Source organism: Roseburia sp. 499, assembly GCF_001940225.2.
Classification (GTDB): Bacteria; Bacillota; Clostridia; order Lachnospirales; family Lachnospiraceae; genus Petralouisia.
The window spans coordinates 2,761,584-2,775,665 of record NZ_CP135164.1 but is presented as its reverse complement, the minus strand read 5'-3'; the positions used below and the strand labels follow the sequence as shown (position 1 = coordinate 2,775,665).

The window sequence follows — 14,082 nt, the reverse complement described above, 5'->3', positions numbered from 1 at the left end:
TTGAAAACTTGATATTTACTTTTATAGCCTCTGGCTCGCAATGTGCGGCTGGCTAAAACGTAAATAACAAAAATAAATCCCAAAGGAGGAAGGAAAATGAAAAAGAATTATAAGAAGATTGTTATTCCGGTAATAGCAGTCGGAGCAGTTGGGGCAGTTGCCATAGGCAGTAGATTTCTGCTAAAAGGAAATGAAAAGGATATAAAAGTAGGAGAGATAACAAGTAACGCTATTGATTCTATGAATAGCGCTATTTGTAGTGCAATAAATAGTTTGCGTGAGTATGAAAGGGGTTCTGGAGACGGAAGTAACGTAGCAGTGAACAACGGAAGTTTAGACATGTCCGTAGGGCAGTGGTTGAGCAAGGAAGAGTTTAGTGCAGCCACAGGATTAACAGGAGATAAGTTAGATGAGTACTTTGGTTATTATATGGCAGGCAAAGACGGTGGTGACAATCCAGAAGACGCATTAAACGTACTAATGCAAATTGCAATTGAGAATGAAGACATCGTTACACCATCATCCTCTGATAATAGCGGAAACAGTAGTGCGGAAGTAGCAGACAATAGTAAACCTGGAAGCACAGGAAACAACAATTCCGGTGGCAACGGAAACAGCGGAAACAGCAATGGCGGTTCTTCTTCATCTTCTAATGTTGAGAATGACTCTCAGAATCAAAACGACAATGTATATATTCCTTCAGATGAAGACAGAGCAGCAATGGAAGCAATGCAAGATAATTTTATTACAGGTGGCGGACAGTCAGATTCATTAACAGATGAACAGAGAGAGGCAGAAGAAGCAGCCATGGAAGGGTTGCAGGGTTATTGATTAAAAGCATAAAGGATAAAAATTATCTCAAATAAAACACAGCTGTAAAGCTGTGTTTCGTCATATAAGAAGAGATATAGAAGGGAGAAAGCAGAAATGAAACATATAAAAATCAAGAAGCTTATTGCAACAGCATTAGTAATAACAACGGCAATCACATCTGTAAATATGACAGCCCTAGCAGATGTATCAGATACTGGTGGAAACACAAGTTTAACTGGTGGCGGACCTGCATCTGGTGGCGGTACAACTGGAATGTTCTTTGAAACTTTACAGTCTGGGTATCGTATATACATCATAGATGAAAATGGTAACCGTGTATCAAATACAATAGACATATGTTACGGGAAACCTTCGGATTTAGTGACAAGAGACAATATGTACACAAATGCATACAATGAGGGACTTAGTAAAGATAAATCAAACTATACTTGGTACACATGGGAGCAGTTACAAGGGTATGTACCATCCCTAGCAGGTCACATTCCAACCGCACCATTAACAAGAAATTCAGTAAATGACCCATTTTATTTAACGCATGGAACAGAGTTTAAGCAGTGGGTAATCAATGGTATCGGTGGTACAAGTTTAGAGTATTTAATGAGCGAGCTTTCTGCAGATACAGCAACAACCAATACAAGCAGAGATACAACATCTGGTGGTGGAACAACATCAGATGGTGAGGGCATTTGATTGAAAATAATAAAGATGAAAGATAAACAAGCCTTGTTTCAATAAGTGCGTTTGAAACAAAGCCATATCAATTGTTATTTTTTGCGATATAATATAAAAAGAGACTGTAAATCCCCACTTGCTTTGCAAGTGCCTTGCGGTAAAGGGATTGACAATCTCTTGTGATAATCTTAAAATTGATAAATAAGGTTTTTGCTATTTGTTTTGAGTTTGTAAGAGCGCAGTTCTTATGTTGAACACTTTTTTGAACACTTTACAAAGATGAAGTTCTCAAATCCCCTTTCTTTCAGTGTTTTAGAAATTACTATTTGTTCGATTCCGGTCTGCGGCATTAACATTAAGGAGATACTTAAGTTTTTAAGTATCTCTTTTCTTTTTCCTCTTTTTTGTTCGTAGGATTTAACGAAGAATATGGTAATATAATGAGGTGCTTATGAAAAAATGGTTTACTGCTGAAAAAATAGAAGCGGATACATTTGTGATTAGTGAATACAAGCATTGCCCGTACAGATTGTAACTACTCATGCCCATTGGAATCATATTGGAGGTCATAAGTATTTTGAAAATATGGCAGTTCACGAAAGTGAGAAGGAGTGGTTGTGCGGAAAATTTCCGATTCGTTACAGGTGGTAAAGAGGAATCTTATTTGTGAAACTTGTGACTTTCCCAAAGAGTTTGAAATTGATAAGTATGAAATATTTTCAGGTAATCCGACAAGAGCTTTGCATGATGAAGAAATGATTGATTTAGGGAATCGACAAGTAATGGTGATACATACACCGGGACATTTGCCGGGACATCATCAATTGGATATTCCGGTTGGAATAATAGAAGAAATCGAGAAAGCATTTGCTTCTCTGGATAAAGCCGGAAAGTTAGTACAGGGGCAAGGGGTTTTTGATTTTGGAGAATTTCAGATACATATCTAAAGGGAGTTAAAAAGACTCCCTTTTCTTAAAATTTTTATATTTTTAGAATATCTTTTCTTCCCAAGTTTTACAAAAAACGTTACAATAAAGGTATCAATATATGTTAGGAGGTATCTCTATGGCGTTTATCGAATTCCAGAAAGTAAATAAAATATACCAGTCCGGTGATGTCAAGGTTCATGCCTTGAAAGATGTAAGTTTTCAGATAGAACAAGGAGAGATTTGCGTCATTGTAGGACAGTCGGGAGCGGGAAAAACAACATTGTTGAATATATTGGGTGGTATGGATGTTTTAACCGATGGAAAGATTTTCTTAGATGGTGTGGAGGTATCTGCCTTTAAGAAGAAGCAGTTAGCAAATTATCGCAGAAATGATATTGGATTTGTATTCCAGTTTTACAATCTTATTCCCAATCTGACGGCGTTGGAAAATGTTGAAATTGCATCTCAGCTTTGTAAAGAGCCTTTAGATCCGGCAACGGTGTTAGAAGAAGTAGGATTGGAAGAGCGAATGAATAATTTTCCGGCGCAGCTGTCCGGTGGAGAGCAACAACGAGTTGCCATCGCCAGAGCTCTTGCCAAGAATCCCAAACTTCTTCTATGCGATGAGCCTACAGGAGCCTTGGATTATCAGACGGGAAAGGCTATTTTAAAACTTTTGCAGGATGCAAGCCGAAAAAGTGGGATGACAGTTCTGATTATTACTCACAATTCTGCATTGACGGCTATGGCGGATCGGGTGATTCGGGTAAAAAGCGGAACTATTGCAGAAGTGTGTAAGAATGAGAAAATTGTACCGGTGGAGCAGATAGAATGGTAGGGTGAATATTATGAAAAAGGCTTTTCGTAAAAATATTTTTCGAACCATAAAAAAGAGTCTGGGCAGGTATATGGCCATTTTTGCTATTATTGCATTGGGAGTAGGATTTTTTGCCGGATTAAAGACCACTAAGCCTGCTATGCTTAAGACCGGACAGGAGTATATACGAGAACAGAAAATGTATGATTATCGTTTCCTGTCTACTTGGGGTTTTGAGGAAGAAGAGATATCAGGTATAGCGAATTTGGATGGAATAGAGAAAGCAGAAGGGGCTTATTGGGAAGATTTTATTTATCTTAATGAAGCTGGGGAAGAGAGCTGCCTAAAGGCTCTTTCCATTACCACACAGGTCAACCAACTGATAGTGACAGCCGGAAGAATGCCGGAGCGTGCAGAGGAATGCGTGGTAGATGCTTATTATTATTCTGGGGATATGATAGGGAAGAAGATTGCAATTTCTTCAGAAAATTCTCTGGATATCAAGGATAGTTTTGCGTATGATACCTATACGGTTACCGGATTAGTACGGTCGCCTTTGTATATGAACTCGGAGAGAGGAACGACTACGATTGGAAATGGGAAAATAGATGCTTTTGTCTTTATACCCCAGGAGGGATTTTCTTTTGATTATTATAAAGAAGTCTATGCCTGTGGTGATATGAAAAATGTGGCGTTTACAGATGAGTATCAGAAGGAAATTGATGACCATACAGATACAGTAGAGCAAGGGGTTACCTCCGTTATTGAAGCACGATATGTGAAAGAAATTGCAGAGGCGAAAGAAGAAATTGCGGATGCAAGGCAGGAACTTGCGGAAAAGACAGCCGAGGCGCAGCAGGAGCTTTTGGATGCAAAGTCAGAATTGGAAGAAGGGGAAGCAGCACTGACACAGGGAAAGCAGGAACTTCAAGAGGCAAAGAATACGCTAGCAGAAAAGGAACAGGAATTAAGAGAAGGGGAAGTAGCACTTGCAGAAGGGGAGAATGCACTTGCCAAAGCAGAACAAGAGCTTACAGAAGGAGAAGCAGCACTTGCAGAAGGAGAAGTACAGTATCAGAAGGGATTGGCAGAATATCAAGCAGGGCTTGCTGCGTATCAACAAGGGCTTGCCGGGTTAGAAAGGAGTCGGAGCCAGTATGAACAGGCAAAGTCTCAGAAGGAACAGTTAGAGTTGGCTGGCCTGGGGGATGCACTGAATCAGAATGAAATGTATTTGGCATTGAAACAGGCGGTTGAGGAGTTCGAAGCAAATGAACTACAATTGCGTGAGACGAAAGTGCAGTTAGATGTGGCAAATGCTCAGCTTATAGAAAGCCGAGCAAAGTTAGATGCTAGTCAGTCTCAACTTGCAGCAGGACGTCAACAATTAGAGGCAAATCATGAAAAACTTACAGGAAGTCGTGTGCAGATTGCAGATGGAAAGAGTCAGATTGAGAACGGAAAGAATGAAATAATTCAGGCAGAGCAGGAAATTGCGGAAAATGAGAAGACTTTGGCCGATGGATGGAAAGAATATGAAGATGGCGTGACGGAATTAGAAAACGAAACGACAAAAGCGGAGCAGAAGATTGCGGATGCAGAAGAGGAACTTGCAGCCGTGGAAGAACCAAAGGCTTATATATTGAATCGGAGTATGAATGTGGGATATGCTAGTTTTGAAGGTGATGTAAATATTGTAGAAGCAGTTGCCAAAGTTTTTCCGGTATTCTTTTTCCTCATTGCAGCACTGGTATGTTCCACTACTATGACCAGAATGGTAGATGATGAACGAACCCAAATTGGAACATTGCGAGCATTAGGATATACAGAAGGAGCGATTCTTTCTAAATATATCATTTATTCCGGAAGTGCAGCGGGAATTGGTACAGCGATTGGATATTTTCTGGGATCACGTCTGTTTCCTATGGCAATTTGGATAGCCTATGGTATGTTGTATGGATTTACAGATACCGTTATTACTGTGGATAATGTATGGCTATTTTTATTATCATTGTTGGTAGCGTTGTTGTGTTCTGTGGGAACTACCTTTATGGCATGTCGCTTGGAGCTGGCGCATACACCGGCGGATTTGATAAGACCAAAAGCACCATCTGCCGGAAAAAGAATTTTACTGGAAAAGATTTCAATTGTCTGGAAACATTTGAAGTTCTTGCATAAGGTATCAGCCAGAAATATATTTCGTTTTAAAAAGCGTATGATTATGATGATACTTGGTATTGCAGGCTGTACGTCGCTGGTAATTGCGGGATTTGGAGTGAAGGATTCTGTGTCCAATATTGTCAATAACCAGTATGACGAGATTTTACAGTATGATATCAGTGCTACTTATACCAAAGCGATTACAAAAGCGGTGCTGGAAGAGATTGAAGAGCAGTTTGGAAAAGCGATTACCGGCAGTGCAGTGCTACAAGAGGCATCTGCGGATGCTCCATATGAAAATGGTAGTAAAACAGTGACGTTGCTGGTATCGGAAGATGCAAAAATTAATCAATGTGTGAATTTCCATCTGGATGAGAAGTCAGTAGAGTTGCCGAAAAAGGGAGAGATTCTCATTGATAACCGGTTGGCAGAGGTACTTTCCTTAAAAATAGGAGATGAGGTGACCCTACAGGTAGGTGAGAAGAATACAAAGCCTCTAAAGGTAGCAGGAATTTTTGAAAATTATGCTTACTATTACGCCTATGTAACGGCAGAGACCTATGAAGAATATTTTGGAGAAATTTTTGAACCAAAGACGATTTACTTTGCCTTAGAGGAAGGGGCAGATGCCTATCAGATAGCATCATACTTGTCGGATATGAAAAATGCTTCTAATATGACAATAATAGAGGATATGAAGCTTCGTGTGCAGAATATGATGGAAAGTATGAATTATATTGTGGTATTGATTATTTGTTGTGCGGCTGCATTGGCGTTTATTGTATTATTCAATTTAGGAAATATCAATATTTCGGAACGTGTTAGGGAAATTGCAACCTTGAAGGTGTTAGGTTTTTATCCAAGGGAGACTGGTGCCTATGTGTTCCGAGAAAATATGGTACTGTCTATTATGGGGATTATTTTTGGCGTTCCATTGGGCAAGTTACTTCACCGTTTTGTTATGTTGCAAATAAAAATAGATATGGTTTCCTTTGAAATCAATATCCGTCCCCAGAGTTATCTGTATTCTGTAATAGCAGTATTAGGTTTTACTTTGTGCGTAGATATTATCATGCGCCGAAAAATTAATAGAATCAATATGGCGGAATCGTTGAAGTCCATAGAGTAACAAGTTTATATTTAAGAACGAGAGGAGAGTCAAGTATGGAAAAACAGGTTTTGGTAGTAGTAGACATGCAAAAGGATTTTATCAACGGGGCATTAGGAACCAATGAAGCAGCGGAAATTGTTCCGAAGGTAGAGGAAAAAATTAAAGATTTTAAGGGAGAAATTATATTTACAAGAGATACGCACTTTGACAATTACAGTGAAACGCAGGAAGGACAGAAGCTTCCGGTACCACACTGTATTAAGGGAACAGAAGGATGGAAGATTGAGAAACGATTAGAAAAGCTAAGAACACCGGATATGAAAGTGTTTGATAAGTTGACATTTGGTTCTGTGGAATTGGCAGAGTATTTAAAAGGAAAAAAGGAATTGGAAAGCGTTACTTTGATAGGACTTTGTACTGATATTTGTGTTATTTCCAATGCACTTTTGATAAAAGCATTTTTACCGGAAGTAAAAGTTATAGTAGAAGAGAAATGCTGTGCAGGTGTTACACCACAAAGTCACAGTAATGCATTGGAAGCTATGAAAATGTGCCAGATTGAGATTGCTTAGTTAAAAAATTGACAAGTAATAGAAAGAAAGATAAAATAAAAAAGGATTGAGAAAAATGTCAAAATAAGGAAGAAGGGAGTAGAAATAGTGCAGTAATGGTGGAAGTTTCACATTTACAAAAAAAATACGGGAAAAAGGTCATTTTAGAGGATATTAGTTTTCAGGCAAACTGCGGGGAACGGATTGCTATCGTAGGAAAGAACGGTTGTGGGAAGTCTACCCTGATGCGTATTATGTCTGGAATCATGAAGCCTGATGGCGGTGAGATTCTGTATTTTGGCGAAAATGCATTAAGAAAAAAGAAAGTTTTTCGAGACTATTGTGGTTATGTTCCCCAAGAGAATCCATTGATTGAAGAATTATCGGTAAAGGATAATCTGAGGTTGTGGGGGAAAGGGAATAGAGAAATAACGGAAAAGCTGACAGAACTTTTGCAATTACAGGATATGATGCATATACCTGTAGAAAAACTTTCGGGCGGAATGAAGCGTAGAGTAAGTATTGCCTGCGCATTGATGAATATGCCACCTGTGATTTTGATGGATGAGCCAACCACAGCATTGGACTTGTATTACAAAGAAGGAATACATAAGTGGATGGAAAGCTATCAGAAAATGAATGGCATTATTATTATGACGACTCATGACGAACAAGAGATTATGGAATGTGACAGATGTCTTGTAATGAAGGAAGGAAAAATTACAGAATTACCGAAAAAGGAGCGAACCATAGAAAAGGTAAAAGCATACATTTGTAAGTAATACTGTGAATAGAAAGAGGAGAGAGAAAAATGAATTTTGATCCAATGACAGGAGAACCAATTAAGAAAAATTTTGACCCGATGACGGGAGAACCAATTAACAATGAGCCAGAGGTAGAAGCAACTGCACAGACAGCAGAGGCACCGGTAGAAGTTACTGAACAGGTAGCAGAGGCGCCGGTAGAAGTTACTGAACAGGTGGCAGAGGCGCCGATAGAATCAACAGAGCCAGTTGTAGAGAGTGCTACAGAAGCACCTACGCAGGTGTTGACTAACAATATGTCAGAGCAGCAACCGACAATGAGTTTTGACCCAATGACAGGACAGCCGGTTGGAGCAAAACCGAAGAAGAAAGGATTTTTAAAGAGTACAGCTTCTAAGGTTGTTTTGGCAATTGCGATTATTGCAGTGATTGCATGTGGAGTAACAGCAGTTGCATTTAATTGTGGCATATTGGGAAGTAAATCTGATAAGGTGTTAAAAGCAATTACAAACACTTTAGAAGACAAGGGCGAATTGACCAAGGCTTTTGATTTCAGCGATATTGTTGAGTCTAACGAATACACGATGGGATTCTCCATGGAAGCAGAAGGCGTGGGTATGGAATGTTCTTATTTGTCTGGAAAATCTGGAAAACAGTTGACAGGAAATGTGAATGCATACTCTACAAATATTGATTTTGCATTGAACCTGACAGAAGAGGAACTTCAGGTACAGATTCCTTATATTACTGATAAAATTTTCACATATAACTATACCGGAGAGAATACCGGTTATCTGATGGAAGAGATGACGTCGGATGAAGTAGAAGCGTTCAATAAGGTATTAGAATATTTGTATAGCGCGGAGTCTAATGACAAAGCAACAGAAAAGCTGAAGGATGCTGTATTAGACGAGTATAAGAGCCTGGAATTCGAAGATGCAGGAAAAGAAGAATTTGAAGTAGACGGAAAAGACAGAGAATGTAAAGGATATAAAACTGTTATTACCAAAGAGAATATGCAGAATTTGATAGATGCATATGAAGAAGCTACCAGTGACAGCTTAGACGAAATGGAAGAGTTAATGGTAGATTTGGATCCTACTTATACGATGGGAAGTTATGCAGATTCATTTGATGAATTAAGAGAAATATTAGAGGAAATGCCGGATATGGCAACCACATTCTATCTGTATGATAATAAATTAGCATGTATTGAATTGCAGCCTAAGGGAGAGGAAGCTATTCAGATTCAGTTCTTAGGTGGAGACAGAAGAGCGCAGAATATGCGTATTGTAGATGAAGAAGGAAATGCAATCTTTGAGGTGGTAGGAGAGACTGACGGTTCAGAAGAAACAATTGAGTTCTTGGTAATCGGAGAGAGTGTTTTGAGCCTTGTTTATGATAGCAAGAGTGGTGAACTTAGTCTTTCTAGTGAAGAATTCAGCTTAAGCGGAAGCATCGAATCTGATAAGAATGGATTTACTTTTACTATTGATGAATACAGCGATGAATATGACACTTATGATTTTGAGGGAAGCATTTCTCTGATGAAAGGTGCAGATTTCCAGGAGTTGGATGGAGAGAAGTTTGACATTGGAAATGCATCTGAAGATGAAGTAGTTGATTTGATGAAGGAGATTGAAGATAGTTTATACTAAAATGAGAACATTTTTCACCTATTTTTTACTTGAATATAAAAAAAGCATCAAGGTACTGTTGAAGTCATTCGGCAGTACCTTGATGATGCTAATACTGATAATTGCCGGTACATGTGCAGTGAGTCATTTTGTATTTCAGTCCCGTATATTTGAGCCGGTAAAGGTCGGAATGGTAGTTGATGAAGAAGACGAAAAGGTAAAGATAATTACCAAAGTAGTTTCAACTATGGAGAGCGTAGAAAGTATCTGTGATTTTGTGTATGTGGATGAGACAGAGGCAAAGAAACTTTTAGCACAGAATGAGCTTGCAGCAGCCATTGTTTTGCCGGAAGATTTTTATGAAGATGTAGATAATGGTTATAATACTCCGGTTACGGTATATGTTTCAGAAGAGGCTTCGTTGAACCAAAAGGTGTTTCAGGAATTGCTGACAGATGGAGTTTCACTGCTTCGTACATCAGAAGCGGGGGTTTACTCCATGCTTCATGTAGGTAAGGAATATTCGGCAGAATTGTCTCAGCGTAAAATTGGTGATGTGATTTCTGAAATATACATAGAGGAAGCTTTTTACCGTGGACGCGTTTTTGCTTTGAATGTGTGTTCTGCATTGGGGGAAATGGAACTTCATGAATACTATTTCAGTGCGGCTATTACCTTATTTCTTCTGATGACCGGTTTGAATTGCAGCTTTTTATATCGGAAAAAGACCAAGGCTGTCGAGGATAAATTGAAAATATCCGGTGTGGGACCATGGAAGATTTCTATCATAAAGATTGTGATAATGGCAAATCTTTTGTGGTTGCTTAGTGTGGTCTTTTATGGAGTGGCATGTTTTATTTCGGAAAAAATGAATGTCTCTCTTTTTCTGTTTGATGGGCAGACGTTGTTATATTTGATTCCGCAGTGTCTTGCTATTGCGGCATATTTTCATATGTTGTATGCTGTTTCAGGTAAAAATGGACAAGGGGCAGTGATTGTTTTTGCAGTTAATGTTTTTATGATTTTGTGTTCTGGTTCTGTGATACCGGTAGCCTATCTACCTGAGATTGCAGGAAAAATAGGAAAATATTTGCCTTTATCCTTTTGGAATCAGTATGCTGCTCAAGCAGTTTTCGGGCAAATTAATGCAGAATTATTATTGGTACAGGCAGTGATTGTGCTGGCTGCAACAGGGATAGGAGCGGTAGCGTCATGGAAAAATACATAACTTGGTATCGGCTCTTGTTGAAGACCTGGGAAAAAAGGAAAAGTAGCTGGTTGCAACTTGCGGGAATGGTGTTGGTAGTGCTTTTGATTGGGCAAATTAGAATTCCGGACATCAATAATACGGTGATTGGTCTTTGTAATAAAGATGGGAAATTTGCACAAGATATCGTAGATGAGCTTCAGAATGGGGAAAGCGTATTTCAATTCGAAGTTTATGAAAACGAGGAAGAGATGCAGCAGGAGGTACTTACCGGAAAGTTGGAGAGTGGCTTCATTTTTGAAAAAGGGCTGGAACAAGACCTGAAAAAAGGGAAAAAGAAGAAACTGATTACATCAATTACAACACCGCTCACGACGAAGGGAGCAGTTGCGCGGGAAACCGTGTTTGCGGCATTTTTGGAACGATATAGTGAAGAGATTCTGCTAGAGCAGGAAGAACAGGTTTTTGGAAGAGAAAGCGAAGAGATTTCCGAGGCTTTGTTAGAAAAAAATCAAGAATTTTTGAACAGTGATGAGCTATTTCGCATTGACTTTGAAGAAGTTGCAGGGAATGCAAAGGGAACAGAGAATACATCATCTACCTTTCCTGTTCGTGGAATGGCAGTATTGCTTATTTTTGTAATGATATTGATTGAACATGGGAAGAAGTTTGAACAGCGGGATTGTATGTTTGAAAAAGCCTTGACGAAAAGAGAGGAAATATGTTTTGAATTTCTTCGGTATGTATCGGCAGCTACGGTGCCGGCGCTTGCCTGCCTGATTTTGATTTTTTCAACAGGAAATGGAGCATTTATTCTAAAAGAGATTTTAGGAATGATGTTGTTTGTAGTTGTCTTAGGAATTTGGATGCTTTTTGTTGGAAAACTTTTCCGAAATGGAACGACATATGCCTCTTGGATTATGACGTTAGTGGTTGGCAACTTGTTGCTTTGTCCGGTATTTATGAATGTGGCAGAGTATGTTCCGGCGTTAGGGTATCTTGGATGCTTTTTCCCGGTGGGAATTTATTTGAGATTATTTTGAAAATTAGATATGTAATATAAGAGAAGTGCAGTAGAAAAGGTGATTCTATTGCACTTTTTTCTATTTGAAAAAAATGTTGACAATATTGGAGAAAAATGGTTAACTATATTTAGTTAAAATAATTTAATTAAATATAGTTAACGAAAAGGAAAGGCGGAAAGTATGGAGGAAAAGTTTGCGCTTCTGGTTAATTTACTATGGGGAGAATGCATTCGTAATTTGGGTAAAACACTGGGCGAGACAGAACAGAGTAAGTTTACCAATAATGATTATTATTATTTGTATGTAATCGAATCCTTGGGAGAACCTAATTTTTCCACGATAGCATCAGCACTAAATCTTACAAAGCCGGGAGTCACAGCGATTGTACGAAAGCTGTGTAATATGGGATTAGTTGTAAAAAATCAGTCAGAAGAGGACAAGAGGGTATATTTTGTATCACTGACACAAAAGGGGAAGGATATTCTGAATGGGGATCGGGAGGTGTATCGTGGTGTAACAGAAGCGATAGGGAATTTTTGCAAAACAAAAGAAGAACAACAATTTATAGAAAATGTATTACAGATGTTAGTGGAAAAAATGGAAGAAAAGAAGGAGTAACATAAGATGAAAAATAAAAAATATACAGGAATCCAAAAAGTGGGATTAGGAATGGTTATAGTTTCTTGTGTTTTGTTTGCCCTATTGCCGTTCAATGTGTGTTTACCACTTTCTGCTTGTGTGATTACGGGAATTACAGCTGTAATGTGGGGGAGTAGTGAGATTTTATTTTATGCAGGCGGAGCACTTTTGGGTAAAAGTCTTATGGACGCGTTGAAAGAGAAAATAAGTTTTAAACACATTATATGTAAGAAAGGTAAAAAGTCATGATTTTTTATTTTAGCGGAACAGGAAATTCTCAGTATGTAGCAAAAGCAATTGGGGATGCAACTAACGATATAACAATTAACATAACCAAGTCTGAAATAAACAAGAACACAGAATACATATTGAGAGAAGGGGAAAATTTAGGCTTTGTTTTTCCAATTTATTGGTGGGGGATGCCGATGCTGGTGGAAGAGTTTGTACGGAAAATGAAGATAAAGGTGAAAGATAACAATTATATTTATGGAGTTTCTACTTATGGACTGGAAGCGCATAATGGTCTTAAGGATTTAGAAAAACTTTTATTAAAAAAAGATATGTATTTGGATGCAACCTATGAAGTCAAGATGGTAGACAATTATGTGGTGGGTTATGATATTGCAGGAAAAGAAAAACAGGAGGAAATTTGTCAAAAAGCAAGAGCAAAGACAGAAAAAATCATTCATGATATAGAGGAACAAAAGCAAACAAAAATAGGAGATATAATTGGAACAACTATAAAACCAATTGTTCATAAGGCATATAAATGTACAGATCATAGAAAAAAATTTTATGTAACAGAAGAATGTACAGGATGTGGATATTGCGAGAAAAATTGTCCGTGTCAGGCTATTGTTATGGAAAATAATAAACCGGTGTGGAAAGAGAATTGTTCTTTTTGTTTAAAGTGTATCCATAGTTGCCCAAGGCAGGCAGTGCAGCATGGGAAAGGAACGATAAAGCGAAGTAGATATGTTTTTGGAGAAAATTTAGAAAAATTCATTAGTTAAAGAAAGATAATAGACATTAAAAAATATGATTTTTTTTTAGAGGAAAGGATAGTATAATAAGAATAGAAAGAAAGTAAATGAGGAGGTAATGTGTTATGATGTACCCATATATGACTTTAGCCGATGAAACGGAGATTGTGCATTCCCAAATTATTGAAGAGGATGGCAGACAAAAGGTAGTAGTAAATTTTGAGCGTCCAACAGAGAATGGATTTGATTCTGCTAGGTGTGAACTTCCTGATTATAAATGGATTTTTAGAGAAGGTTACTCTGACGAAGAGATACATGTTTTTGAACAACTATTACAAAACAATGCACATCTGTTATATAAATATGCAGCAAATGGAGGAATCAATATTGCCTAATTTATTTACTGTTGCAGGATATAAAATATATTTTTGGTCAAATGAAAATGGAGAACCAATTCATGTTCATATAACCAAGGGAAAGCCTGCTTCCAATGGAACAAAGGTCTGGCTCACAAAAGCTGGTGGTTGTATATTGGCTAATAACGGAAGTAATATTCCAACGAAAGAGTTAAATGAATTGTTGGATTTTGTGGCAGCACAGTTTTTTTTGATTTGTTCAGAGTGGAAAAAATTCTTCTTGGTAGATGAAATAAAATTTTATTGCTAAAGTGGAAGGTAACGAATATGTGTAATTTGTTACCTTCTTTTTAAAATAGATTTTATATGTTTGGGTTGTGACTAGCTTTTTATGGAA

Annotated in this window: 15 protein-coding genes; all 15 read left to right on the top strand. The window is 38.0% G+C overall.

The window, feature by feature from the left end; all coding sequences use genetic code 11:
- Positions 1-96: 96 nt before the first annotated feature.
- Complete coding sequence (locus BIV20_RS13585; RefSeq protein WP_075721130.1) at positions 97-831, top strand: hypothetical protein; 735 nt, start codon at positions 97-99, stop codon at positions 829-831.
- Positions 832-927: 96 nt separating this feature from the next.
- On the top strand, positions 928-1,524 hold the full coding sequence (locus BIV20_RS13580) for a hypothetical protein (RefSeq protein WP_075721131.1): 597 nt from the start codon (positions 928-930) through the stop codon (positions 1,522-1,524).
- A 599-nt stretch (positions 1,525-2,123) separates the two neighbouring features.
- Positions 2,124-2,453: a hypothetical protein gene (locus BIV20_RS13575; protein WP_330554320.1), complete on the top strand. Its 330-nt coding sequence runs from the start codon at positions 2,124-2,126 to the stop codon at positions 2,451-2,453.
- 118 nt (positions 2,454-2,571) lie between these two features.
- On the top strand, positions 2,572-3,273 hold the full coding sequence (locus BIV20_RS13570; RefSeq protein WP_075721132.1) for an ABC transporter ATP-binding protein: 702 nt from the start codon (positions 2,572-2,574) through the stop codon (positions 3,271-3,273).
- Between the two features lie 10 nt (positions 3,274-3,283).
- Positions 3,284-6,541: an FtsX-like permease family protein gene (locus tag BIV20_RS13565; RefSeq protein ID WP_075721282.1), complete on the top strand. Its 3,258-nt coding sequence runs from the start codon at positions 3,284-3,286 to the stop codon at positions 6,539-6,541.
- A gap of 35 nt (positions 6,542-6,576) precedes the next feature.
- Complete coding sequence (locus tag BIV20_RS13560; RefSeq protein WP_075721133.1) at positions 6,577-7,095, top strand: cysteine hydrolase family protein; 519 nt, start codon at positions 6,577-6,579, stop codon at positions 7,093-7,095.
- 95 nt (positions 7,096-7,190) lie between these two features.
- Complete coding sequence (ccmA, locus tag BIV20_RS13555; protein WP_075721134.1) at positions 7,191-7,856, top strand: heme ABC exporter ATP-binding protein CcmA; 666 nt, start codon at positions 7,191-7,193, stop codon at positions 7,854-7,856.
- Between the two features lie 29 nt (positions 7,857-7,885).
- Positions 7,886-9,496, top strand: a complete 1,611-nt coding sequence (locus BIV20_RS13550) for a hypothetical protein (RefSeq protein WP_075721135.1) — start codon at positions 7,886-7,888, stop codon at positions 9,494-9,496.
- A gap of 1 nt (position 9,497) precedes the next feature.
- Entirely contained in the window at positions 9,498-10,703 is a 1,206-nt protein-coding gene (locus BIV20_RS13545; protein WP_075721136.1) for an ABC transporter permease, read from the top strand.
- Positions 10,688-11,725 carry an ABC transporter permease gene (locus BIV20_RS13540; protein WP_075721137.1) on the top strand — a complete coding sequence of 346 codons (1,038 nt, stop codon included), beginning with the start codon at positions 10,688-10,690 and terminating at the stop codon, positions 11,723-11,725. The genes BIV20_RS13545 and BIV20_RS13540 overlap by 16 nt, the downstream gene beginning before the upstream one ends.
- 162 nt (positions 11,726-11,887) lie before the next feature.
- A complete protein-coding gene (locus tag BIV20_RS13535; RefSeq protein WP_075721138.1) occupies positions 11,888-12,325 on the top strand; it encodes a MarR family winged helix-turn-helix transcriptional regulator in 438 nt (145 codons plus the stop codon).
- 6 nt (positions 12,326-12,331) lie between these two features.
- Entirely contained in the window at positions 12,332-12,595 is a 264-nt protein-coding gene (locus tag BIV20_RS13530; protein ID WP_075721139.1) for a transporter suffix domain-containing protein, read from the top strand.
- Positions 12,592-13,359, top strand: coding sequence for an EFR1 family ferrodoxin (locus BIV20_RS13525; RefSeq protein WP_075721140.1), 768 nt, complete (start codon positions 12,592-12,594; stop codon positions 13,357-13,359). Before BIV20_RS13530 ends, BIV20_RS13525 begins: the two co-directional genes overlap by 4 nt.
- Positions 13,360-13,454: 95 nt before the next feature.
- Positions 13,455-13,724 carry a hypothetical protein gene (locus BIV20_RS13520; RefSeq protein ID WP_075721141.1) on the top strand — a complete coding sequence of 90 codons (270 nt, stop codon included), beginning with the start codon at positions 13,455-13,457 and terminating at the stop codon, positions 13,722-13,724.
- Positions 13,717-13,995 carry a DUF4160 domain-containing protein gene (locus BIV20_RS13515; RefSeq protein WP_075721142.1) on the top strand — a complete coding sequence of 93 codons (279 nt, stop codon included), beginning with the start codon at positions 13,717-13,719 and terminating at the stop codon, positions 13,993-13,995. The genes BIV20_RS13520 and BIV20_RS13515 overlap by 8 nt, the downstream gene beginning before the upstream one ends.
- Positions 13,996-14,082 lie beyond the last annotated feature (87 nt).

Bases quoted from the DNA above. Each gene is read 5' to 3' on its own strand.
- BIV20_RS13545 (WP_075721136.1), top strand. From the start codon at position 9,498: ATGAGAACATTTTTCACCTATTTTTTACTTGAATATAAAAAAAGCATC.
- BIV20_RS13565 (WP_075721282.1), top strand. From the start codon at position 3,284: ATGAAAAAGGCTTTTCGTAAAAATATTTTTCGAACCATAAAAAAGAGT.
- BIV20_RS13550 (WP_075721135.1), top strand. From the start codon at position 7,886: ATGAATTTTGATCCAATGACAGGAGAACCAATTAAGAAAAATTTTGAC.
- BIV20_RS13535 (WP_075721138.1), top strand. From the start codon at position 11,888: ATGGAGGAAAAGTTTGCGCTTCTGGTTAATTTACTATGGGGAGAATGC.
- BIV20_RS13580 (WP_075721131.1), top strand. From the start codon at position 928: ATGAAACATATAAAAATCAAGAAGCTTATTGCAACAGCATTAGTAATA.
- BIV20_RS13525 (WP_075721140.1), top strand. From the start codon at position 12,592: ATGATTTTTTATTTTAGCGGAACAGGAAATTCTCAGTATGTAGCAAAA.
- ccmA (WP_075721134.1), top strand. From the start codon at position 7,191: ATGGTGGAAGTTTCACATTTACAAAAAAAATACGGGAAAAAGGTCATT.
- BIV20_RS13540 (WP_075721137.1), top strand. From the start codon at position 10,688: ATGGAAAAATACATAACTTGGTATCGGCTCTTGTTGAAGACCTGGGAA.
- BIV20_RS13570 (WP_075721132.1), top strand. From the start codon at position 2,572: ATGGCGTTTATCGAATTCCAGAAAGTAAATAAAATATACCAGTCCGGT.
- BIV20_RS13530 (WP_075721139.1), top strand. From the start codon at position 12,332: ATGAAAAATAAAAAATATACAGGAATCCAAAAAGTGGGATTAGGAATG.
- BIV20_RS13520 (WP_075721141.1), top strand. From the start codon at position 13,455: ATGATGTACCCATATATGACTTTAGCCGATGAAACGGAGATTGTGCAT.
- BIV20_RS13585 (WP_075721130.1), top strand. From the start codon at position 97: ATGAAAAAGAATTATAAGAAGATTGTTATTCCGGTAATAGCAGTCGGA.
- BIV20_RS13560 (WP_075721133.1), top strand. From the start codon at position 6,577: ATGGAAAAACAGGTTTTGGTAGTAGTAGACATGCAAAAGGATTTTATC.